Origin of the sequence: Methylotuvimicrobium alcaliphilum 20Z (assembly GCF_000968535.2) — a bacterium.
GTDB lineage: Bacteria > Pseudomonadota > Gammaproteobacteria > Methylococcales > Methylomonadaceae > Methylotuvimicrobium > Methylotuvimicrobium alcaliphilum.
Genome location: NC_016112.1, coordinates 636,931 through 660,845, shown reverse-complemented (window position 1 = coordinate 660,845; position 23,915 = coordinate 636,931). Strand labels below are relative to the sequence as shown.

Sequence of the window (23,915 nt, the reverse complement as noted above, 5' to 3'; positions counted from 1 at the left end):
ATTTTTACCGACGAAAGTGAAAATCCCTATGAAGCAGCCACAGCTAACAGATACCCTTTTTGATGACTTTTTGCAAGAGCTCCCAGCAGATTTCCAGGAGCAGGCCTATGAATTACAGGCGTTTGCACGGGCACGGAAAATCCGATCACCGTTGCAATTATTGCAGTTAGTCCTGTTGTATTGCGGACAGGACTTGTCGTTGCGCAGCTGTGCCGGCGAAGTTGCCAAGCTTCAAGGCTATTTGAGCGACACGGCGGTGACCAAGCGACTGGCGGCCTGCGTGGTGTGGATCAAGTCGTTACTGAAGCGTGTGTTCTGATTGGATAAACAGATCAACAATGGCTCCTTGAATTTCATTGTGATTGACGGTTCGACCGTGCAAGAACCCGGCGCGAAAGAAACAACGTATCGCTTGCATGTGGCGATCGACTTGATGAGCTTGACACTTCGCGAGGTCAACGTCACGACCGATAAAGTCGGCGAGAGCTTGGATCACTATCAGTTGACTGCAGGTGATGTCGCGTTGGTTGATCGAGGCTACAACCAACCGAAGTCTTTAGTCCCGCTCATTGATCGCGGCGGCCACGTCGTACTGCGCTACAATCCACACAGCATGACGCTTTACGAACGGTGCAACGAACCGAAAGGTGTTAAAATCGATTGGGAACAGCGCATACGCGATTTGAATGGTCAGCCGGGTGCGATACCGGTTTATCTGTGCCATCAAGACAAACGTATTGAAGGCGTGGTGCATGCGATGCCGTTACCGCCGGAACAGGCGGCGCAAGCACGCCGCAAAGCGAAACAACGCGCGCGTGATAAAGGTCGCACGGCGAGCCAAAAGACCTTGATGCTGAGCGGCTGGGTGTTGATTTTTACTTCGCTCCCCGAAGCGCTGCTCGACACGAAATCAATCGCTGAGCTCTACCGGGTTCGCTGGCAAGTGGAGCTGGTCATAAAGCGGCTAAAGAGCTTGCTTGATATCGACCGGCTACGCGCCCGAAAAGACAGCAAGCTGGCGGATTTATATTTGCACGGCAAGTTACTGTTTGCTGCAGTGACTCAAAAAATAGCGCAGCGCCGATTCGGCCGGGCGGCTACCACAATGGACGGTGATCGTTCGATTACCCATTGGCGTTTATGGCGCACGATCGCCAATGAGATCAAGGCAGGACTTACGGCTTGTTTTCCAAAAAATGAGCGCTTTATTGATGACCACGTAAAAAGCCTTTGTGAACGTCCGCGCAAGAGAAAGCTTCAGGGTTTGCCGGGGCGTGTTTTGGAGCTCATTATTGAAGGTCGGGGAGGTGGCGTTAGTCTTACTTAATCAAATACTTAGATTCTTAAGTTGGCGCTTATGGGGTACGCACTGCGTACCTTTTCCCGTGGACTAGGCTTCGATTACATCTCACAAAAGGTGCGCGATGCGGCACCCTACATCGAATCTCTTACAAACCTTCCCACGGCGTGAATAAGCCTTCGGTTTCGACGCCGAACATCGCCAGAATCCGCCCGACGCCATCGTCGACCATCGCTTCGATCGAATTCGACTTATTGTAGAAAGCCGGCATCGGCGGATAGATGATGCCGCCCATTTCGGTCACGGCCGCCATGTTGCGGATGTGCGCGAGATTCAACGGCGTTTCGCGCGGCATGATGACCAAGCGCCGGCGCTCCTTCAGCACGACGTCGGCCGCGCGGGAAATCAAATTATCGCCGAAACCGTGCGCAACCGCCGCCAACGTTTTCATCGAACACGGCGCGATGATCATGCCTTCGGTCTTGAAACCGCCGCTCGCGATCGTCGCGGCGACATCGTTGATCTCATGCGTCACATCGGCCCATTCATAGATCTGTTTGCGCGACATAGCCATCTCATGCTTCAGATTGACCAAACCGGCCGATGAAATGACTAAATGCGTTTCCCAGCCCGTCTTTTCTCGCAACACTTGCAGAAATCGAAGTCCGTAAATCGCGCCGGTCGCGCCGGTAATGCCGATGACGAGTCGTTTTTTTGTATTCATGACTTTATTGATTCCAAGGAAGCTTATCGGCCATTTTGTCGGTCGCCGACACCAAGGCGTCGATCATATCCTTGCCTTGTGCGATATGCCCGGCATTCGGCAATACGATGAATTCGGCATGCGGCATCGCTTTATGCAATCGCCAACCGGCCTCTATCGGACAGACCAAATCGTTGCGGCCGTGGATGATTATCGTCGGAATAGCCTTTAAGCAGGCGCAATTGTCGAGAATCTGATTTTCTTCGATGAAATAAGCATTTCTCGCATAATGCAGTTCCATGCGGACTTGTTCGAGCATCTTATGCGTCGCGTGTTTCTCATGCGGCACCGGTTTGAAATCGGAACCCAAAGCGACTTGCCCACCCCAAACGGTCCATTCTTTCGCCGCGCGCAGACGCGCCAACTCGTCTTCGCCCCATAATGCATCGCACAAACCTTGCACCGGGTCCTGCTCAAATTCGGCGGAAATGCAATCGGCCAAGCGCGACCATTGTTCCGGATAGATGCGCCCCGCTCCGTTCTTGATAAACCAATCCAAATCTTTTTGCCGCGCTAAAAACACGCCGCGAATGATCAGACCGAGCACCTTGTCGGTATGCTGCTGAGCATACAACAGGGCAAGCGCACCACCCCACGAACCGCCGAACACGAGCCATTGCCCGATATTCAATTGAATACGAATCCACTCCATGTCGTCGATCAGGGCTTGGGTATTATTATCTATCAATTCGCCGAACGGCAGCGACTGCCCGCTGCCACGCTGGTCGAATAGAATAATTCGGTATCTTTCGGGTTCGAAAAAACGCCGATGATCGGGCTTGATACCGGAGCATGGCCCGCCGTGCAAAAACACCACGGGCAGACCGTCCGGATTGCCGCATTGTTCTACATAGACCGAGTGCTTGCCGGCGTTCAGAAAGAACGTATCGAATGGGGATATTTCGGGATAGAGGATTTTCATTAAAAAAATTTTATAAACTCAGCGGAAATTCCCGCGATATCAAAACCTTGAAAATGGCATTCTCCGCGTACAGCGAGCGTCTACCACCCGTAACTCGACAACAGCAGGATGGGTTTTTGTAAACCCGTCCGAAACGTTTTTCTTTTGTCATGAAGCTCAAACATACTTGAAACGTTCGGGCCTGGATTATAAACCTTGACCCGTATGTGTTCACATGAGACTGCAAAAAAGGCTCTTCCGGATTTCCCGTGGTAATTTGAAAAATTAGCTGCAAAGCAAATTCTTAATGAATAAATTACATTTAATATCAGTTACTTAAAGAAAATCTTCTTTTCTTATTCGGTGTCGATCCGCTATTACCACGGCAAGTACGGAAGAGCCCAAAAAAGTGCGCAATGCGCAGCCTACGCACTTACGCGGACATAAAAAAAGGAGGGGTTTGACGCCCTCCTTTTTGCTTGGCTCGGGTTTTAAGCGTGTTGCTTAGAAACCCAGACCGATGTAACCACCAGCGGTGAGGGTGTTGGTATCGACGCCGTCCAAAGAATCGGCAGCCCAGTGATAACGAACGTCGGCGCCGACATAGATGTTCTCATATAGACGATAATCGGCACCGGCACCGAATACCGCACCCGGACTGAATACTGTGACAGCACCTGACGGCGGACTAATAATGTTAATATCGAAACCAATCGGAATTAACCACGGCCTAAAATCACTGCCTTTCAGGAATTTGATTTTAGGCGAAGCACTCAGGTTGACTTGATTGATCGTAACATTTTGACCAGTTAAAGCACTAAATGTAGCATCGTCAAACTCCTTGTATTCGACCATCAACTCGGCCAAGACTTCGGCGCCATCCCACAAGCCAAATAAGTCGTCGCTGGTACTGAAATCAAAACCGCCGGCAAAATACCACGCATTTCGGCCTCCTTCATTAGGACCGACAAGGCCGCTGGCCAACGGATCACCATTCGGACCATTGACACCCAAAGCCAATCCAAGCGCAGAAGGATTACCGTCGAGATCAAACCCGCCTCGCGGACCATTGTTTCTCGCCCAACCCCCTCTCAACAAGACCATATGATCCTTGCTTTTTGCTTCAGCAGGTGCTGATTTCACTGACGCCGCCCATTCATCCAATTCCATGACTTTCGCGGTGTTTTCGGAAGCAGAACGGCTCGCCGCATCACGTACGCGGTTCAATTCGCCTTGCATTTCTTGCAGCATTTGCGACATTTGATTAACTTGCGCTTCCAGCGCTTCGACTCTGGCATCGGCCGATGCGGTCGGTGCGGCCAGCGCGCCAGCCGCCAATACCGCAGCCACGCCCAGAGCCGTTTGAGTTTTGTTCAGTTTCATCGTTTCCCCCTCGTAAGAGATTTTTTGTTTATGTTTTTTTTTGCCTTAAAACAACAAGACTTTTTCACGAAAAGGATAATAGCAGCTAAAGTCGATCCTTACAAGTTCCTTACAGTAATTAAGGATTTTTATTATTTATTGGATAATCATTATTTATCAAACACTAATGAAAACAACATCAACACATGTTCGTCCTGTATGCTAAAAACAACAATTTATTAAAACTCAGGCAAAGCTCAGGCTATTCGGTATTTAGCAAGGCTCTTTTGCAGTTTTTACTGTGAAAGTACGATGCAGGCCCCGAGAAGGGTGCGGCTGCTCTCGACCGGCAGGCGTCGGCGGCAAGGACAGCCGCCGTCGAGCCTACACGGACGTATTCACCCAGCACCTAAATTCCATAGCCCATTGGTTATAGTTAACTATCTTGGATAATTTAGGTGCAGGGTTCATGGCGTCCTGCCGGGCGAGTGACCGCCCCCCCTCCACCACCAGAGAACTTTCATTTGTCGGGCCTTCATGAACGTTAGGCGGCCTCTTTAAACATCATTGACTTTCATTTTTTGCTTCATCTAATGGTCGCACTAGTTAAAGCCGCGTAAAATAGCGCTCTATTGGAACCCTTCGCGAATAGACATCCGATGATTTACCCGGCCTCAAAACATTTTACTTCGCGCGGAAACATCTAAACCAAATTAAACCAAAATGACTACCATTCCTGACATAACGATTATCGGCGGCGGCATTATCGGCCTCTTGACCGCCCGCGAACTCACCATGGCCGGCGCACGCGTGAGCATTCTGGAAAAAAACACTATCGGCCAAGAGTCTTCCTGGGCCGGCGGCGGCATTTTATTGCCGATTTATCCGTGGCGACAGCCTAGCGCGATTTCCGAATTGGTCCGGCACAGTTTAAAACTTTATCCTAGACTCACGTCGGAGCTGAAAACAGCGACCGGCATCGACCCCGAATGGAGTCCATGCGGCTTGTTTATCAGCCGCAATCCCGATATCGAACAGGCTATCGACTGGTGCGATCGCTATAGCATTAATTATCGAACCGAGCAAACGCCGAGTTTGGATAACCTGAATTGCGATCCGCTCAATCCGCTCTGGCTGCCCGATATCGCCCATGCCCGCAATCCTCGCCTATTGAAATCGGCCCGCCGAGATGCGGAAAACCGAAACATCGAGTTGATCGAACATTGCGATGTGCAAAACGTCACGGTTAAAAACGGCAGAATCGTTTCGTTGACTACCGATCGAGGCGAGCGTCCGGTCGGTCATCTAATGGTCTGCGCCGGTGCCTGGACGAAAACGCTATTCGAGCGTTTCTTTTCCGAATTCGCGGCACCTGAAATCCAACCTATCAAAGGCCAAATGCTGCTTTACGACGCGCCACCCAACCTCTTGCCGGGCATGATTCTCGAGAACGATCACTATTTGATTCCGCGCCTCGACGGTAAAATACTGGTCGGCAGCAGCGTCGAACATTGCGGCTTCGATAAATCGACCTCCGAAACGACTTACCGCCGACTGAAGTCCTTTGCCGCACATTTATGCCCGGCATTGAAAACGATGCCGATCATAACGCATTGGGCCGGCTTGCGCCCCGGCACCGAGCATGGCGTTCCTTATATTTTTCGGCATCCCGACCTTGACAATTTGAGCGTTAACGCCGGCCATTTTCGTAACGGCCTAGTCATGGCGCCGGCATCGGCTCGCTTGATGGCAGACTTGATTCTCGGCGAAACGCCGCTGATCGACTTGGAACCTTATAGCTTATTTGCTACTCATTAAGGCTATGTTCGCGTTAATAGTTGAAGCTATACAACTTGGCAGGACGGGCTAAACAACCCATCCCGCAGAAGAATTAAGGATTGCTATTCGAATTAAATGCGAAGCTTCATTGCGATGCCAAGCCCTGCACTTCGACCGTGATGTGTTTGATTCGGCGAAAATCGCCGAGCAAGGCTTTGTAATAGTCCGGAGGCTTCGGAAAACGAGTCGTCACGGCAACGATCGCGGCGTATTGGTTAGGGCCGATTTGCCAGACATGAAGATCGGAAACCCGATTATCCGAATCATTTTCCAGCGTCATCTTAATCGCGGCCGTGTAATTTTCTTCGATACTGCCGTCCAGCAATATTGGCCCGGTTTTCTTCAACAAGGTCATCGACCAACGCAAGATGATCAATGCGCCCAAAATTCCCATCGCAGGATCCAGCCAATTCAATCCGTAATATTTTCCGCTCAGCAATGCGGCAATCGCTAAAACCGAGGTCAATGCATCGGCCAACACATGAAAAAACGCCGCCTCGAGATTATGATCGCGGTGATGATCGTGCTCGTCGCCGTGCCCGTGATCATGCCGATCAATCAGTATTAGCGCGCACAGCAAGTTGATTAACAAGCCGATGCCGGCCACCACGATCGCTTCGTCGAAACGAATGTTTTGCGGCTCGAACAGATATTTGACCGACTCCATCGCCATGACCGCGGCAACGACAGCCAACGTAACCGCACTGGCAAAGCCGCCTAACACGCCGACTTTACCGGTGCCGAATGAAAACCTAGGATTACGGGCGTTTTTTCTGGCGTAACGATAAGCAAATACCGTGATCATGAACGCCGCGACATGGGTACCCATGTGCCAACCGTCAGCCAATAAGGCCATCGAACCATAAAAGATTCCTGCCGTTATTTCGGCCACCATTGTCACGGCGGTTAAAAAAAGGACGAAACTCGTCTTTTTCTCGGCTTTTTTATGCTGTTCGATATCCCTGTGCAAATTGCAACTCAGTTTTGAATCCGCGTCGCGCATACGATCCTTTCCGGTATTAAAACGATGAAATTGGCAATAACGACCGTTATCGCTTTATACGGTCCTATTTTCGGGGCAGTTAGGGAGATATTTTGAAACCATGCTAATTGGAAGTCAATTAGACAGAAGCAATCGGATTACAACGAGGCGAGCGAGGTTTGAAGAGAGATGGTAGCAAATAACCAGGCTACCTAGATGCGTAGCCTGGTTTATTCCGATCAAGCCTTCAACTTAAAACGAAGTTGATCGCTGCGGACTTTATTGCAAATGAGCGCAGTCTTTATATCCGGCATGCACAGTGCTAATTTTGACGACACGGTGTTTTTGATTGGGCGTATTGTTTGGCCCATCCGCTTCGCCTACTGCCGATGTCCGCAATTGATTCGGTCTAGCACCTGCTTGCCTCAGCATATTCGCGACGGATGCCGCACGACGCTCGGCTAGGCTTTTGTTGCTTGCCGCGCTGCCGACCGTATCGGTATAGGCCACGACGTCTGCGGTAGCCTCTGGATGCGTTTTCAGATACTGACCGATCAAATTGATATCATGATGATTGGTATTATAAGGCGTTGCGCTACCGGTGCTAAAGAATGCGCCGGTTCTTTGGACTTGACCCGCTTTATCGTGATTATCGCTATGCACCTCAGTCAACCAATTGCACATGGCTTTTTCCGATTCCAGACGATGATTGGCCGCATCGCGAGCCGCATTCATCGCTTTTTGCCGCTGATCGATATTCCAATAATGGTCGTTTTGCCAATGTCCTAGTATGTGATTGGCCTCTTCGAATCTTTCTTCAGCGGCTTCCCAATGGTACAGCGCTTGCCCAAGGTTTCCGGCTACCGCAGCGTCCATTTCCGATCTTAAAGCGGGAATGTCCTTCGCGGGGGAGGTACAGGCCGTTAATGCCGGAGCCAATATAGCAAGCGACAGGTATACAAGTTTTCTGTTCATGATTTTTATCCTCTTAAATCAAAAGCGATCCCTACCGGGAGATCAGTGGAGAGTCATTAATCCAAATGATGGATTATTCGCCGTCATCCAATGGACCGTAAGTCGTCCAAAAACCCGGATAATGGGCGCCGAAATAACGCGTATCTTCACTGAAACGGTCCCACACATAAGGCGGAGTAATATAGTCGCTTGTAGGAATCGGGGAGGTAACCAGCTCAGCCACACCAATGACTGTCCGACTCACACCATGACCCACGCCACGTAACAACCCCCAGCTCATGCCAACAAATATATTAGAATCGCTGCTGATATTGACGATATTTTTTGGTATTTCGATCCACCCTGTCGTCGTGTTAAAAAACCCCTGACTAACTTTCTTAGTAAAGCCGGACAAATACCCGTGATCGTGATCATCGGCATATCCCGGACTTGCTGTTACGAGTGTGCCGACTAACAGGCCGGCGGTGATTAATTTATTTTTATTCATTGTAGATTCCTCCCGAAACGTTAAAGGTATCAGGTCCACTATAACAATCATTTAAGTTGCTATAACTCCGACCCAAAGAGTTTTCACATGACCGAAACAATATCAACTCATGGTTTATTCGGCTGCCATACAGGCCAAAGCCTCCTTGCTTGAGCATCAAACAATTCCCCCTACTGTATCGGCTTAATGCAAAATAGATATTTAAATCGAAGGGACGCCGCTCTCCTTTATCCCTCAAGAAAGACAATAGCCTAAAGGCTGAATGTTGTCAAACCGGCGCCCAGCCTGTATTCGTAGTGATTTTCATTATTGTCTAACGGTTAAAAGATGAAAAGCGTAACTCGAGGCAAACCAATCTTCACCGATACGCACCAACGGCCAACTTGAATTGATGAAGGTTGGCGTCATGCCAAAAAGCGAACCAAATTAAGCCCCAGCCTCAGCCGCTTTCCTGTGCATAAACTATATCAGTAGCATCAGCATAAATGCGCCGCCATGCGTGGCGCTAAAATAAACGACCGACAGCACAAACGCCAAAGCGGGCGTAATTAATAAAATACGCATGATCAAATAGGTAATAACCGCAACGCCCCAAACCATCAAACCGAATAAAATATAATAGCTCAACAAGTCGTCGGTCGTCGTTAGCCACACGATAACAGGAAGACCTACCGTGGCAATGATGTTCTCACAAATCAAAAAACTGGTCGCTGCCGAAATAAACCCCGCGCTTGCATTTTTAAAAATCAAGAGTATTTCAACAAACAGCAAGGTTAACCCGGTTTCCAGAATAGCCTCGATCAGCGCATCTAAAGGATCGGTGATATTAGCTAGAATAAACAACTCGATTAGCACGTAATAGTATAAATTTTTTTGAAAAAAACTAACCGAACGCGGCAACTCAAGCGGACAATGCCTGAACCAGCACAACGGAACGTAGGCTTTTATAAGCTCCATCCCCCCCCCAAAAAAATTGTTGTTATCCAGAATTATTATGCGTCCGGACTTTCGGATTCCAAAATTTTGCTGACGTTATCTGATCGATCCTCATAAACATTGAACCCGTCATTCAATTCAATGACCAGTTCTTTAGCTTTTTCGCTTAATTTAGCCAGACGAAGCTTAGTTTTCTTATTCCAGCCCACCGGGGTATTGATCGGCAATAGCATGTGAGTGTTCGTCAGGCTTTTTTCGAACAATTCCGCTAGATTTTCCAGCAAATGGAGTTCCTTTTGCCGTTCCTCCAGCCTTCCGATAATTAACTTCGCTTGCAATTTACTGATCGCGATATGCAGCGGCGCCATAAATGCTATCAGTCCTACTAATGTCAATGGCCCCACGATGGGATCGAATAATATCGCAAAGAAGCCCATTTGAATTTCGGCAAATAACATCAACATGACGATGGAACCTAAAATCAAAAGGCTGGAAAAATGCGCACGCTCTTTCCAAAGCTCGATAGCTTGCTTGACTTCCGGTATAACGACCGCGCCGACATCGCGGATATTCTGTTCGAGCGCTTGCAAAATTCGGTAGGACCGGTAATGATTTAAGTTTTCGATACGCTCATCGATAATCCCCATCGACTCTTTATTCCTCGGATCGGCTAAGTTTGCCTGACTGGATAGCACGACGAACTGTCCAGTCTTGATGCCCAGTTCCGCCAATCTTTTTTGCCATGATTTGATAACTTCCGCATTTGCAGCCGCATGATCGATGATATAAACGAATTTATTAGAGTCCTGCTGTTCGGCAATGCTCTGACTTAGCCCCGTCAACGAATGCAGTTCGCTATCGAAAACATCGCAAAACACCAACACCAAGTCGGAAATCTCGACAATATGCCGGGTCAGCAGCTTTGTAATCGGGTTAACCGGGGCTTCTATTCCGAAGTTGGGCGACTCGATTATCAACTTACCTCTCAATCGCTCGTTATTGACGGTTTTCAGCTCTAAATACGCGTTAACATTATTGCCTTCGCCTCGTATTTCTCGTTCTAACTTTCGGCTTATCCGGTAAAAAGGCAAACGGTGATCCAAATCCAACGCAGCACCGGGTAAGGTGACTGCATGGTTTTGGCTATTGTGCTGCAGAACCGTGAATTTATGATTGGACGATTGTATTCCTGCCAAACTCTGGTTCGCATTCAAGTATTGATTGATAAACCGAGAACTCGCCTGTGAAGATCCACCGATCACGCTGATAATAGGCCACCAGGAATGTTGACTAGCTGTGGTTTCATCCGCACCGATCAGACCTAAATCGAATTCGAGCTGATCAAGTTCGTGAAAAACCTTGGCTGCATCGAGCAAGACTGGATTATTATCGACAAAATGCTTTTCAATATTGAGCAATTGTTTACCGGGTGTTTTTTTTGTCATCAGTTTGACTCTTATTGTTAATTGTTTTTGTACGCCTGAGCCGGTCGTCATGGATCGCTGCCATTGCGTTAATGAAAACGCATCTCCGGCATAGATTGCCCGAATCCAATTGTCAAGGATGGCGGAGTTGCCGACATAGCAGTTTAACTGGATAGGCGTAACATCCTGGGCTCGACCACTCCCTTGAATTATCGATACTGCCTCTACCTACCACATCAACCGACGGACCCGGCGCGACAATAGACTGCGTAACTTTACTGAATACCATGATTATTAAGTAGGATTTCAAGTATACACCCAGTTAAAACGCAATCAAAAAATGATCTTATCGGCATTGTTGTTGATACCCATCGTAAATCAAAATTCGGCGTCGAGTCGCCTCCTCCGCGGAAACTACCGAAATTTGAAGTGCGAAAGGTAGGACTAGGCTTACCCGGCAGTAATGCTGCATCAACTGACTCAAACCGCTGATCAAGAAAAAACAATCGGTATTCAAGCCTTTGCCTTTGTCATTAACTGCCAGTATATTAGCTAGCTTAATATTATTACCTTAATGAGGCTGTAAAACGGGTCGCTAGATGGAAAAACCAAATACTACCCTTTCGGGCGCTTGGGCCTTAATGATCGTGCCCCTTGTTTTCATTTTATCGGGATGCGCAAAACCTTTTTGGCGCGGTTATGGGGACACCGGCCTAAGTCGGGATGCGTTTGAGGTCTATGTCGAACAAGTCTTCCGATTTCAGAACCGGCTAACCAACGAAGTAATGCTCTTGTCTCTAAGGAGCGAAGACCTCAATCAATATAACGATATCTTCTTGGCCGAACATAAAATGCATGAAATCTGCAGCCCTTTAAATGAATATGTGGCCAAGATCATGGACAACCAAAACGCCGGCCTGCTGTTAATGCGACGCGTGGAAAGGTCGGTCATGCCTTGCGAACAAGCCGCCCAATATGTCGATTTACTGCTAAAGCACTTGGATTAGAATTTTGGTCGTATACCCATCGCAGATCAAAATTCGGCACTGGGGGGACCCATTAAAGGACACCGTGGATACATCCATGCCGACATTTTCGCTAGCCACTCCCCATACCTTTATAAAATTAATTATTTTTTGAGTATGAAGGGGGGTACCACATTAGGAATAGGCTCAAACTTTCTCCTGATTAGCAAGATGCTTCAGCTTGCCGGAGCCAAGTGCCCGGACGGGCCAGTCGTAACCGCAGCGACTTCTGCGGGACGGGGTTGCAAACCCCGTCCCGCCAGGGATATCCTGGTTTTTGAGCTTTAGCTGAAGAAACTTGCTAATCAGGAACTTTCTTTAAAGGCGTTAAAACCGTATTGACAGCCGGTTTGCTCTTATCGTTTTCCGGATAATCGAGCGTGTAATGCAAGCCTCTGCTTTCCTTACGTAGCTGCGCACAACGCACGATCAATTCGGCAACTATCACCAAATTACGAAGCTCCAATAAATCGCTGGTCACTCTAAAGTGGCTGTAATATTCAGCGATTTCGCTTTTCAGTAATTCGATTCGGCGCATTGCGCGACTCAATCGTTTATCGGTCCGTACGATACCGACATAGTCCCACATAAAGTGCCTAAGCTCGCTCCAGTTGTGAGAAACGACCACCTCTTCGTCGGAACCGCTGACCTTCGACTCATCCCATTCGGGAACCTCGGAAGGCTCCGGTATATCGGGCAGTATTTGAAGAATATCCCGGCAAGCCCGCTCAGCGAAAACCAAACATTCGAGCAGCGAATTGCTGGCCATGCGGTTCGCGCCATGCAAACCGGTACAGGCAACTTCGCCGACCGCATACAGATTCGACAAATCGGTACGGGCATTGCGATCGGTTAAAATACCGCCGCAAGTATAATGAGCGGCCGGCACAACCGGGATAGGTTGTTTTGTAATATCAATATCCAGTTTTAAACAACGCTCATAAATGTTCGGAAAATGCTCTCGTACAAAGGCTTCCGGTTTATGACTAATATCCAGATAAACGCAATCGATCCCGCGTTTTTTCATTTCATGATCGATAGCTCTGGCAACGATATCGCGCGGCGCCAATTCCTGGCGAGGATCATAACGATGCATGAACGCCGTCCCGTCCGGCAAAATGAGACGCCCCCCCTCTCCCCGGACCGCCTCGCTGATCAAAAACGAATGCCCATGCGGATGATAAAGACAAGTGGGATGAAACTGCATGAATTCCATATTGGCAACTCGACAACCGGCACGCCAAGCCAAAGCGATACCATCGCCGGTCGCAATTTGGGGGTTGGTGCTGTACAAGTACACTTTACTGGCGCCGCCTGTAGCAAGCGCGACGGCTCTAGCCGCGATAGACTTAACACGGTGCGAGTGGATATCGAGCACATAAGCTCCCGTGACCCTGTCATTGCTTTCTTTGCTCAAAATTAAATCGATGACATTATGATGCTCGTATATCTTAATGTTAGGATGTGCCCTGGCCCTTTCGATTAATATTTCCGAAACGGCCTTACCGGTGGCGTCGGCCGTATGCACAATGCGGCGGTGCGAATGACCGCCTTCGCGATTTAGATGCAATTGCGTTTCGCCGGTTTCGGTTTGCTCCTCCGTGAATGCAACCCCTTGATGCCTAAGCCAATCGATTGATTCCTTGCCATGCTTAACCGTCAATTCGACTATATCGGGGTCACACAATCCGGCGCCGGCATCCAGCGTATCGGCAATATGCGACTCGAGCGAATCTTGTGCATCCAAAACTGCGGATATTCCGCCTTGTGCATAATAAGTACTACCTTCGAAGATCACGCATTTTGACAAGACGGCAACACGGACTCGATCGGCAAGCTTAAGAGCCAAGCTCAAACCCGCCGCGCCACTGCCGACGATAAGAACATCGTAAGTTTCAGATTGATTCATGTAGTGGTTGAAGTTATCGGCATTTATTTGTTTTTGTTATTTCTTGGGTATTAACAGAGCAATACTATAATATGGCTTCATAAGCCTTGTTTGTGGATAATAACGTTTTTTTATACGTTAGCAATTTTTTTTGAAGCTTAAGAACTTGTGCGGTTTAATTCTGTCTATCAAAACACATTGGAAAACTTGTGAAAGTTAAAACAGGGACCAGCGAACAACTGGATAAAGACTTGGTGTTGCGCGTACAGCAGGGCGACAAGTCTGCCTTTGATCTATTGGTCATAAAATATCAGTACAAAATAGTTCAACTGGTAAACCGCTATGTCAAGGATCCCAGTGAAGCGCAGGATGTGGCACAGGAATCTTTTATCAAGGCTTACCGGGCGATTGGTAATTTTAGAGGCGACAGCGCTTTTTATACCTGGCTCTACCGCATTGCCATCAATACCGCAAAAAACTATCTAGTTGCCCGCTCACGGCGTAGTAGCGATTATGAAATCGATATCGACGACGCGGAACAAATACAAAACGCTCCTGAACTAAAAGGTATGGATACGCCGGAACAGCATTTGCTGAACGAAGAAATCCTTGAAACGATCAAAGCCGCAATCGAAAAATTACCTGAGGAAATGCGCATAGCCATTACCTTGCGGGAGTTCGAAGGAATGAGTTATGAAGAAATTGCCGAGGCGATGGAATGCCCGGTTGGCACTGTTCGATCGCGCATTTTTAGAGCGCGAGAAGCGATCGATAATAAATTAACCCCTTTGCTTAAATGACGGTAACTTTTGATGGTCGATGAACTAAATCAAAAAATTTCTCAACTCCTTGATGACGATCTCAATTATCAAGAATCTTTGAGTTTACTCAAAAAAATGCATGCCCACCCAGGTTTACAGGAACAGTTGCACCGCTATGAAGCGATCAGCCATGTGCTGAAATCCGATACATTCGTACCGGTCGATGCGGATTTTGCTCAACGGATCAGTCGAAGCTTGCAAACAGAGCCCGTTTATCTGGCAACGCGACGCAAACCCTTTAAAAAATCTTATGTCTCGATATCGGCTTTAGCCGCCTCCTTAGCTGCTGTCGCAGTACTTGTCTCTCAAGGGATTAATCAACCCTCGCAACCGCATATGATGCCATTATCTCAATCGCAATCGGTAACCATGGCGGCGAATACCGAACAGCAGGACCCTCATCCGACCCTTGATTATCCATCCGAAAAGGAATTAACAAGGAACCGGTTTATTAAATACCTTCAAGCTCATAACAGCAGCCGCTATATAGACGGGGCAGTCAACCTTCAGCCTTATGCGCGGACCGTTCAGTATCAGCAGGAATAATCGCGTGTTGAAAGTTTTAAGTTTTGTTTTGTCGCTGACGGCCGCATCTGCGTTTGCCGCCGAAATCGATGCCAAGCAGTCGCCTGAGCATTCGCTTTTGAGAATGCAACAAGCAATGAAACACCTTAATTACCAAGGTACGGTGGCTTTTTTAAGAAACGGCAAGCTTAATGTTTTAAAATATTCGCATGCCTCAACTAATGGCACAGGACAAGAACGCTTAGTTTCGCTAAACTCTCCTCTACGAGAAACCATTAGGGATGCCGATAAAGTCAGTTGCTTCTTCCCGGAAACCTCTAAGGTTATTGTCGACCACAGACCGGCCGCTCGGTCTTTTTTAATCGATTTACCCGAGCAATTAGATGGTTTGGAAGCGTATTACCAATTTACGTTTTCCGGCGAAGAGCAAGTGGCCATGCTGCCAGCAAGAATCCTGGATATTTCTCCAAAGGACCGGTATCGTTATGCACGCCGAATCTGGATAGACATCGGACAATATCTACCCTTAAAGATTGAAGTTTATGACCGCTCGGGCAACACCATCGAGCAGGTTGTATTTACCGAACTTGAAGTCAAGCCTAGCTTGCCGCTTATCGATGTCGACTCTGCTCTCTTGGATAAAGAGGTAGAACGCATTCATAACCGTCAACCCATGTCTTTTAAGACCGCCGGATTTTTTTTGAAACAAGTCCCCGGCGGCTTCCGTCAACAGTTTTTCGTGCAAATGACGATGCAGGGTAGTAATCGTCCCGTGGAACACTTGCTATTATCGGATGGCTTTTCGTCAGTATCGGTTTATCTTGAAAATAAAAGCGCTAATATTGAGCTTGGCGCTCGCTCGACCGATTCTGTCAATGCATTTAGTCGAATCATCGACGACCATTTAGTCACCGTAATGGGCGAAGTACCCGAAGAAACCGTTAGGTATATCGCGGAAGGCGTTGAGCTTCGTACGGATACCCAATAAATTTGCCATTGATCAACGTATCTATACAATGAAACGGCGTGCATTGAAATAATTTCACAACACAACCCAATTCATTCACCGATTAACGGGTTTCCCGACGCCGATATCGTTCGGCCAATTAATCGGTCCGGTATACTTTCTTTTACGAAAGCGAACAGTAAAATCACTCAGACCCTGTCCAAAAACCGCTATCTAATGACCTTTAATTCCCGACGATCCATCATGAGTTTACCCGGAGGCTATCGCTCTATGAAAATTTATGGACTCTTATTATTAAGCTTGTTGTTCATTCAAAACGCTGCCGCGCAACTGCCCGACTTTACCGGGATGGTCCGGGATAATGGCAAAGCCGTAGTCAATATCAGCACCTCCCAAAAAGCGCCGGAGAATGAAGTAACGAGCTTTCCCGGAGAGCCTCAATTACCGGAAGGCATCCCTCCGGAACTGGAAGAGTTATTCAAACATTTCTTCCAGGGGCCGGGAGGCGGCATGACGCCCAGGGAGACCAATTCGTTAGGGTCGGGATTTATCATTTCCGGCGACGGTTATGTGCTGACCAACCATCATGTTGTCAAGGACGCCGATGAAATCGTCGTTAAACTAACCGACAGACGCGAATTAGTCGCTAAACTGATCGGGTCGGACTCACGAACCGATGTCGCACTGTTAAAAATCGATGCTGAAGATTTACCTTCGGTTGCCATCGGCTCCCCTGAAAAATTGCAGGTCGGCGAATGGGTGCTTGCGATCGGCTCGCCATTCGGTTTCGAACAGTCGGTCACCGCCGGCATCGTCAGCGCAAAAGGCCGCAGTCTGCCCGGCGGAAATTATATTCCGTTCATTCAAACCGATGTCGCAATTAATCCGGGTAATTCGGGCGGCCCATTATTCAACATGGAAGGCAAAGTGGTCGGCATCAACTCCCAAATCTACAGCCGGACCGGCGGCTTCATGGGACTTTCGTTCGCGATCCCAATGGATGTCGTCATGAACGTCGTCGACCAGCTCAAAACCAAAGGCAGCGTATCGCGCGGCTGGCTGGGCGTGCAAATTCAGGACGTCACTCGTGAACTGGCCGAATCGTTCGGCATGAAACGTCCTGTCGGCGCCTTGATCGCCAAGATTATCGCCCAAAGTCCGGCGGAAGCTGCCGATCTTCAAATAGGCGATATCATTGTCGAGTTCAATGGTCAGAAAATAGAAACATCCGGAGACCTGCCGCCACTAGTGGGCATGAGCCCGATTAATGAAAAATCCAAACTCACCGTGATTCGCCAAGGCGATAAAAAAGTGGTTAAGGTTAAAATCGGACTACTACCGGAAGAGGATGTTCAGCAATCCGTCACGAAAGCTGCACCGAAACCGGACAATCGCCTCGGCATCAGCGTCAGTAACCTTAATGAAGAACAACGCGAACAAACTCAAGTCTTGAAAAACGGCGTGTTAGTTCAGAATGTCGGCAAGGGGCCGGCCGCCCAAGTCGGAATCCAACGCGGCGACGTCATTTTAAGGATCGCTAATAATGTCATTCGAGATGTGGCTGATTTTGATAGAATAGTCAAAAATCTTCCGGCCGGCCAATCGATTGCTGTATTAATACAGCGGCGGGGCAGCCCGGTCTTTTTGGCCATTAAACTAGATAAATAAACGTGGATTTAAAAAACATAAGAAACTTTTCCATCATCGCGCATATCGACCATGGCAAATCGACACTGGCCGACCGCTTCATTCAACTATGCGGCGGCCTGAGTAACCGGGAAATGGAGGCCCAAGTCCTCGATTCGATGGATATCGAGAGGGAACGCGGCATTACGATTAAGGCGCAAAGCGTCACCTTGAATTACCAAGCCAAGGACGGCATTACCTATCAACTGAACTTCATCGACACTCCGGGACATGTCGACTTTTCTTACGAGGTCTCAAGGTCCCTAGCCGCCTGCGAAGGGGCATTATTGGTCGTTGACGCCGCCCAAGGCGTCGAAGCGCAAAGTGTCGCGAATTGCTATACCGCAATCGAACAAGGCCTGGAAGTTGTCCCGGTATTGAATAAAATCGATCTGCCGTCCGCCGAACCCGAACGCGTGATGGCCGAAATCGAAGACGTTATCGGTATTCCCGCCGATAACGCCCTCAAAATTAGCGCTAAAACCGGCGTCGGCGTCGAGGACGTGTTGGAGCAATTGGTTCAATTGGTTCCCCCGCCTTCCGGCGACGAAAACGGACCGTTGCAAGCACTGATCATCGACTCTTGGTTCGATAGCTATCTGGGTGTAGTGTCGCTGATTCGGATCGTCAACGGCAGCATCCGCCGCAAACAAAAAATCACCATCATGTCTACCGGCAAGTCGTTTCTTGTCGACAAAGTCGGCGTGTTTACACCGAAGCGGCTGGAAAAAGACACCCTTAATACCGGCGAAGTCGGCTACATGGTCGCGTCGATCAAAGATATTTTCGGCGCTCCGGTCGGCGATACGATCACTTCGACCGACAACCCGGCCGATAAGCCATTAGCCGGATTCCAAAAAGTCCAGCCGCGCGTATTCGCCGGCTTATACCCGGTATCTTCGGACGACTATGAAGACCTGCGTGAAGCGCTGAACAAATTACAATTAAACGACGCTTCGCTGCAATTCGAGCCTGAAACGTCGCAAGCACTAGGCTTCGGTTTCCGCTGCGGCTTTCTCGGCATGCTGCACATGGAAATCATTCAGGAGCGACTCGAGCGCGAATACGATATCGACCTGATCACCACGGCACCGACCGTGATCTACGAAGTAATCACCCACAACGGCGAAGTCTTAATGGTGGACAACCCGGCTAAATTACCCGATATCGGTGCGATTGCATCGATTAAGGAGCCGATTATCCGCGCCAATATTTTAGTCCCTCAAGATTATTTGGGTAACGTTATTAATCTATGTATCGAAAAACGCGGCATTCAAAAAGACATGCAATACGCCGGACGGCAAGTTTCCTTAACTTATGAATTGCCGTTAAGCGAAGTCGTGCTGGATTTTTTCGATCGTTTGAAATCGGCCAGCCGGGGCTTTGCTTCATTCGATTACGAATTTCTGCGTTTCCAAGAAGCCGCGTTGATTAAACTGGATATCCTGATCAACGGCGAAAAAGTCGACGCACTGTCGATTATCGTTCACCGAGACATCAGCCAAAACCGCGGACGCGATTTGGTTGAAAAAATGAAAGACCTGATTCCTCGTCAGATGTATGAAGTTGCTATTCAAGCCGCGATCGGTTCAAAAATCATTGCCCGGTCGACAGTTAAAGCGATGCGTAAAAACGTGACTGCTAAATGTTACGGGGGAGACATCACTCGTAAGAAAAAACTCCTGGAAAAACAAAAGGCCGGTAAAAAACGCATGAAACAAGTCGGCAAGATAGAAATTCCGCAAGACGCTTTTCTTGCAGTGCTCCAGGTCAACAAAGACTAACCTGTATTCTTATACTCCGACCGATTTTTCACTTTTTGCACCTTTGACCATGAATTTCGATTTTTCATTTTTTTTAGCGATCGCCACTTTATTGACCGGAGCGATTTGGGGCGGCTATTTAGCCTACCTTAAATTCGCCAGCATCGACCCGCCACCGGAAAACGAGCCGATTATAGTCGAGTATGCTCGTTCGTTTTTTCCGATCGTGTTAATCGTTTTGCTGCTCAGATCGTTTTTGGTTGAGCCGTTTAGAATCCCTTCCGGGTCGATGATGCCGACCTTGCTGATCGGTGATTTCATTTTGGTAAACAAGTTTACCTATGGCATACGGCTACCGGTCATTAACAAAAAAGTCGTCGAAATGAACCAACCCCAACGCGGCGATATCGTCGTATTCCGCTATCCTAAACAACCATCGGTCGATTACATCAAGCGCATCATTGGCTTACCGGGCGATCGTGTCGCTTACGATAAAAAAAACCTCTATATCAATGGCCATCCGGTTAAACGCATTTCACTCGGCATTTATGAAGGCGTCGGCCAAGGCGAAAGCATGACCGGCACCGAACATTTTCTAGAGAATTTAAACGGTATCGAACATAGCATTTTAATCAGTCCCGGCGCGCCTTCGATTGACGGCGTTTATGTTGTACCCGAAGGCCATTTTTTTGTAATGGGCGATAACCGCGATAATAGCAACGACAGCCGCTATTGGGGCACGGTACCCGAACAAAACCTAGTAGGGAAAGCATTTTTTATATGGATGAACTGGGATTGGCAATATAAAGGCGTCGGCTTCGACCGTATCGGCACAATCATTCAATGAAATCCCATTCTTTACTCTTATCAGGGGACGACCATGAAAGCTTCCTGGCAACGCCAAACCGGATTAACGCTCATTTCGACTATATTGCTTCTGGGCCTAATCGCGTTTTTTACGCTGTTGATTTTAAAAATCGCGCCAATTTATATAGATCATAGTAAAGTGGTTAATTCACTGGCAGGCCTAAAACAGACTGTCGACATTCAGACGAAAAATAAAAACGAAGTCTGGAATGCCTTGGACAAGCGCTTTAACCTCAATTACGTTTATCACGTCACGAAGGATGATGTCAAAATAACCAAACAAGGCAGTTATTTGAAAGTTGAAATCGATTATGAAGTCGTCGAAAAGATTGTCGGTAACTTGAGTGTACTCGTCGAATTTAATGAAGTCATTGAGGTGGGTGTAGAGTGACGAGAGACCCTGAGATACTTTGTAAAAAACTGGGCTTGCACTTCAATAACATGCAATTGTTTAAAATGGCGCTGACCCATCGCAGCATGGGCGCGCACAATAACGAGCGTCTGGAATTTCTAGGCGACTCGATACTCGGCTTCGTGGTCGCCGAAAAACTGCATAAAATGTTTCCGGAAGCCAGTGAAGGCGTTTTAAGTAGACTCAGAGCCAGCCTTGTCAATCAGGGCGCGCTCGCGGACTTGGCAAGAAAGCTTAATATAGGCGATTATTTAATCCTTGGCTCGGGAGAACTGAAAAGCGGTGGCTTTCGACGCGACTCGATCCTATCCGACGCTGTCGAGGCGATTATCGGCGCCTTGTTTAAGGACCAAGGCATTGAAATTTGTCGGCAATGGGTTCTGGATATGCTTCAGGACAAACTCGACAGCTTATCGCTCGATAATTGGCAAAAAGACCCAAAAACACAATTGCAGGAATTGATGCAATCAAAAAAACTGGACCTCCCCGACTACACCTTAATAACAATGTCCGGCCTACCGCATGAACAAACGTTTAAAGTGAAATGCACGATTCCATTATCGGACAAATCGTGTATCGGTTCCGGCGTATCAAGAAAAAAAGCCGAACAAGACGCTGCAGAGCAAATGCTGGCACTATTAAAGCGAGAACAATCATGAAATGCGGCTATGTTGCGTTAATCGGCCGGCCCAATGTCGGCAAATCCACGCTGATGAATCATTTGCTAGGGCAAAAAATCAGCATTACATCGCGAAAGCCGCAAACGACCAGGCACCGCATTCTCGGCATCAATACAACCGAAACCGGCCAAGCGATCTATGTCGATACTCCCGGAATGCACGATAACGAAAAACGCGCACTCAATCGTTATCTCAACCGAACCGCGGAAACCACTTTGGTCGGCGTCGAGGTCATCGTTTGGTTAATCGATGGACTTTCCTGGCAGCCTTATGACGATTTGATTTTCAAAAAACTGGAGCAAGCCGGCTTACCGGTCATTCTAGCGGTTAATAAAGTCGATAAAATCAAAGACCGAGAGACCCTCTTGGCATTTTTTGCCGAAGCCCAACAGCGCTTTGCTTTCGAACATATCATCCCGATTTCCGCGCTAAAAAAAACCAACCTGCAACAACTGGAAAAACTCGTCATGGAGTTGCTGCCGGAACGCGACCCCATTTATCCGGAGGATCAGATTACCGACCGTCCGGAACGCTTTTTGACCGCTGAAATCATTCGAGAAAAATTGACCCGCCGACTGGGCGACGAATTGCCTTATTCGTTGACTGTCGAAATCGAACGCTATGAAGAAAACCCAGAAATCACCAAAATCTATGCCGTGATTTGGGTCGAGCGTAGCTCGCAAAAAAGCATCGTGATCGGCAAGCAAGGCGAAATGCTCAAGAAAATCGGTTCCGATGCCCGGCTCGATATCGAAAAACTAATCGATCAAAAAGTTTATTTACAGTTATGGGTAAAAATCAAACAAGGCTGGTCCGACAACGACCGAGCGTTACGAAGCTTGGGCTTTAATGATTGAGACTGTTGTTTCATTGCAACCGGCTTTTATTCTACACCACAGGAACTTCCGAGAAAGCAGCCTGATTGCCGAGGTATTGACTCGAGACTTCGGCCGATTCACGGTTCTAGCGAAAGGCGTCAGAACACCGAAATCGAAACTAGGTCCCTTTATTCGTCCGTTTGTTCCTGTACTATTGTCGATTGCCGGCAAGTCGGAATTAAAAACACTGACACACATCGAACCCTCGCAATCGGCACCGAAACTGCATGATCTCGCACTGTACAGCGGATTTTATATTAATGAACTGGTCACTTATTTTCTGCACCCTTTCGACCCACACCCTGAAGTGTTTCTACTTTATCAAAACGCCTTAAGCGAGCTATCGAATACCTTAGAACTGGAACCCGTACTCCGGGTTTTTGAACTTAACCTGCTGACCCAAGTCGGTTATGGCTTGCAGTTCGATGTAGACAATCTTCAGCATCCGGTTTCGCCCGGTAAGAAATACTGTTTCAATGCCGAGTCGGGACCGGTCGAATCTGAGCAAGGAGATTTTGCGGGAAGCACTTTCCTCGCACTGGAAGCACGCTCATTCCCGGATAGGACCACTCTGACCGAGGCTAAAAAAATCATGCGCTCGGCAATTAATTTTCATTTGAATGGGAAGCCGCTCAAAAGCCGAGAGGTTATTTCCAAAATCCTTAAACACTCGCATTCATGAACCACAACGATATTCTACTTGGCGTCAACATCGACCATATTGCCACGTTAAGGCAAGCTAGAGGCACTCAGTACCCTGACCCGATCCAAGCTGCATTGATCGCCGAACAAGCCGGCGCGGACGGAATTACCGCTCATTTGCGCGAGGATCGCAGACATATTCAGGACCGGGATATTTATCTACTGCGCAACATTATCCATAGCCGCCTGAACTTGGAAATGGCCGTCACCGACGAAATGGTTGCGATTGCACTCGAAGTCAAACCTTACGCTTGCTGCCTCGTTCCGGAAAAGCGCGAAGAACTGACTACCGAGGGCGGTCTTAACGTGGCCGAAAATCAAGCACGCATGAACGATGTCTGTCTTCGGCTCGGGGAGGCCGGAATCGAAGTCTCCTTATTCATCGACCCGGATCAAGGTCAAATCGATGCTGCTGTAAAAGCAGGCGCGCCAGTCGTCGAATTGCATACCGGACGCTATGCCGATGCGGAAACATCGAGCATTCGCTCCGACGAGCTTAAGCGCATTCAATCGGCCGCGCAATATGCAAACAGCGCCGGACTACAGGTCAATGCCGGGCACGGACTCAATTTCCACAATGTCGAAGCAATTTGCAAAATCCCTGAAATTGTCGAATTAAATATCGGCCATGCCATTATCGCCCAAGCGGTTTTCTCCGGTTTAGCCAAAACTATCGGCGATCTTAAACAATTGATGCGGCAAGCCCGATTACAGTGCTTGATCTCCAAATAA

At 48.2% G+C, this 23,915-nt stretch carries 24 protein-coding genes; 15 read left to right on the top strand and 9 right to left on the bottom strand.

Annotated elements, in window-relative coordinates:
- Window positions 1–28: 28 nt before the first annotated feature.
- Window positions 29–319 (top strand): hypothetical protein, encoded by a 291-nt coding sequence (locus MEALZ_RS23320; protein ID WP_048481313.1) that lies wholly within the window; start codon window positions 29–31, stop codon window positions 317–319.
- Window positions 320–1,327, top strand: a complete 1,008-nt coding sequence (locus MEALZ_RS02900; RefSeq protein WP_014147094.1) for a transposase — start codon at window positions 320–322, stop codon at window positions 1,325–1,327. It abuts the gene before it with no gap.
- A 121-nt stretch (window positions 1,328–1,448) separates the two neighbouring features.
- Here the strand turns inward: MEALZ_RS02900 and MEALZ_RS02895 are convergent, their stop codons facing one another.
- The 3 genes from MEALZ_RS02895 to MEALZ_RS02885 form a co-directional block, all read right to left on the bottom strand.
- A complete protein-coding gene (locus MEALZ_RS02895; RefSeq protein ID WP_014147092.1) occupies window positions 1,449–2,024 on the bottom strand; it encodes a UbiX family flavin prenyltransferase in 576 nt (191 codons plus the stop codon).
- A gap of 4 nt (window positions 2,025–2,028) precedes the next feature.
- Window positions 2,029–2,985 (bottom strand): prolyl aminopeptidase, encoded by a 957-nt coding sequence (pip, locus tag MEALZ_RS02890; protein WP_014147091.1) that lies wholly within the window; start codon window positions 2,983–2,985, stop codon window positions 2,029–2,031.
- Between the two features lie 483 nt (window positions 2,986–3,468).
- The gene (locus MEALZ_RS02885; protein WP_014147090.1) at window positions 3,469–4,347 is read right to left on the bottom strand and encodes a porin family protein; all 879 of its coding nucleotides are present in this window, start codon (window positions 4,345–4,347) and stop codon (window positions 3,469–3,471) included.
- A 702-nt stretch (window positions 4,348–5,049) separates the two neighbouring features.
- Between MEALZ_RS02885 and MEALZ_RS02880 the strand changes: the two genes are divergently transcribed.
- Window positions 5,050–6,144, top strand: coding sequence for an NAD(P)/FAD-dependent oxidoreductase (locus MEALZ_RS02880; RefSeq protein WP_014147089.1), 1,095 nt, complete (start codon window positions 5,050–5,052; stop codon window positions 6,142–6,144).
- A 106-nt stretch (window positions 6,145–6,250) separates the two neighbouring features.
- On the opposite strand, the gene dmeF is transcribed toward MEALZ_RS02880, so the two are convergent.
- The 5 genes from dmeF to MEALZ_RS02855 form a co-directional block, all read right to left on the bottom strand.
- Window positions 6,251–7,168 carry a CDF family Co(II)/Ni(II) efflux transporter DmeF gene (gene dmeF / locus MEALZ_RS02875; protein ID WP_014147088.1) on the bottom strand — a complete coding sequence of 306 codons (918 nt, stop codon included), beginning with the start codon at window positions 7,166–7,168 and terminating at the stop codon, window positions 6,251–6,253.
- A gap of 258 nt (window positions 7,169–7,426) precedes the next feature.
- Complete coding sequence (locus tag MEALZ_RS02870) at window positions 7,427–8,122, bottom strand: OmpA family protein (protein ID WP_014147087.1); 696 nt, start codon at window positions 8,120–8,122, stop codon at window positions 7,427–7,429.
- 73 nt (window positions 8,123–8,195) lie between these two features.
- Window positions 8,196–8,609 (bottom strand): exosortase system-associated protein, TIGR04073 family, encoded by a 414-nt coding sequence (locus tag MEALZ_RS02865; RefSeq protein ID WP_014147086.1) that lies wholly within the window; start codon window positions 8,607–8,609, stop codon window positions 8,196–8,198.
- Between the two features lie 462 nt (window positions 8,610–9,071).
- Window positions 9,072–9,566, bottom strand: coding sequence for a hypothetical protein (locus MEALZ_RS02860; RefSeq protein ID WP_014147085.1), 495 nt, complete (start codon window positions 9,564–9,566; stop codon window positions 9,072–9,074).
- A gap of 35 nt (window positions 9,567–9,601) precedes the next feature.
- Complete coding sequence (locus MEALZ_RS02855; protein WP_046061330.1) at window positions 9,602–10,990, bottom strand: P-loop NTPase family protein; 1,389 nt, start codon at window positions 10,988–10,990, stop codon at window positions 9,602–9,604.
- Window positions 10,991–11,568: 578 nt separating this feature from the next.
- Between MEALZ_RS02855 and MEALZ_RS02850 the strand changes: the two genes are divergently transcribed.
- Window positions 11,569–11,976, top strand: coding sequence for a hypothetical protein (locus tag MEALZ_RS02850; RefSeq protein WP_014147082.1), 408 nt, complete (start codon window positions 11,569–11,571; stop codon window positions 11,974–11,976).
- A 319-nt stretch (window positions 11,977–12,295) separates the two neighbouring features.
- On the opposite strand, the gene nadB is transcribed toward MEALZ_RS02850, so the two are convergent.
- On the bottom strand, window positions 12,296–13,903 hold the full coding sequence (gene nadB, locus MEALZ_RS02845) for an L-aspartate oxidase (RefSeq protein ID WP_014147081.1): 1,608 nt from the start codon (window positions 13,901–13,903) through the stop codon (window positions 12,296–12,298).
- 188 nt (window positions 13,904–14,091) lie between these two features.
- On the opposite strand from nadB, the gene rpoE reads away from it, so the two are divergent.
- The 11 genes from rpoE (at window position 14,092) to pdxJ (ending at window position 23,915) form a co-directional block, all read left to right on the top strand.
- Entirely contained in the window at window positions 14,092–14,682 is a 591-nt protein-coding gene (gene rpoE, locus MEALZ_RS02840) for an RNA polymerase sigma factor RpoE (protein WP_014147080.1), read from the top strand.
- Window positions 14,683–14,694: 12 nt separating this feature from the next.
- Window positions 14,695–15,249 (top strand): sigma-E factor negative regulatory protein, encoded by a 555-nt coding sequence (locus MEALZ_RS02835; protein ID WP_014147079.1) that lies wholly within the window; start codon window positions 14,695–14,697, stop codon window positions 15,247–15,249.
- Between the two features lie 4 nt (window positions 15,250–15,253).
- Window positions 15,254–16,216, top strand: a complete 963-nt coding sequence (locus MEALZ_RS02830) for a MucB/RseB C-terminal domain-containing protein (protein WP_014147078.1) — start codon at window positions 15,254–15,256, stop codon at window positions 16,214–16,216.
- A 249-nt stretch (window positions 16,217–16,465) separates the two neighbouring features.
- A complete protein-coding gene (locus tag MEALZ_RS02825; protein ID WP_014147077.1) occupies window positions 16,466–17,863 on the top strand; it encodes a DegQ family serine endoprotease in 1,398 nt (465 codons plus the stop codon).
- 2 nt (window positions 17,864–17,865) lie between these two features.
- Window positions 17,866–19,665 (top strand): translation elongation factor 4, encoded by a 1,800-nt coding sequence (lepA, locus tag MEALZ_RS02820; protein WP_014147076.1) that lies wholly within the window; start codon window positions 17,866–17,868, stop codon window positions 19,663–19,665.
- Between the two features lie 49 nt (window positions 19,666–19,714).
- Window positions 19,715–20,491, top strand: coding sequence for a signal peptidase I (lepB, locus tag MEALZ_RS02815; protein ID WP_014147075.1), 777 nt, complete (start codon window positions 19,715–19,717; stop codon window positions 20,489–20,491).
- Between the two features lie 33 nt (window positions 20,492–20,524).
- Window positions 20,525–20,902: a DUF4845 domain-containing protein gene (locus tag MEALZ_RS02810; RefSeq protein WP_014147074.1), complete on the top strand. Its 378-nt coding sequence runs from the start codon at window positions 20,525–20,527 to the stop codon at window positions 20,900–20,902.
- Entirely contained in the window at window positions 20,899–21,582 is a 684-nt protein-coding gene (rnc, locus tag MEALZ_RS02805) for a ribonuclease III (RefSeq protein WP_014147073.1), read from the top strand. Before MEALZ_RS02810 ends, rnc begins: the two co-directional genes overlap by 4 nt.
- Window positions 21,579–22,460 carry a GTPase Era gene (gene era / locus MEALZ_RS02800; RefSeq protein WP_014147072.1) on the top strand — a complete coding sequence of 294 codons (882 nt, stop codon included), beginning with the start codon at window positions 21,579–21,581 and terminating at the stop codon, window positions 22,458–22,460. The genes rnc and era overlap by 4 nt, the downstream gene beginning before the upstream one ends.
- Entirely contained in the window at window positions 22,453–23,163 is a 711-nt protein-coding gene (gene recO, locus MEALZ_RS02795) for a DNA repair protein RecO (protein ID WP_014147071.1), read from the top strand. Before era ends, recO begins: the two co-directional genes overlap by 8 nt.
- Window positions 23,160–23,915, top strand: coding sequence for a pyridoxine 5'-phosphate synthase (pdxJ, locus tag MEALZ_RS02790; protein ID WP_014147070.1), 756 nt, complete (start codon window positions 23,160–23,162; stop codon window positions 23,913–23,915). Before recO ends, pdxJ begins: the two co-directional genes overlap by 4 nt.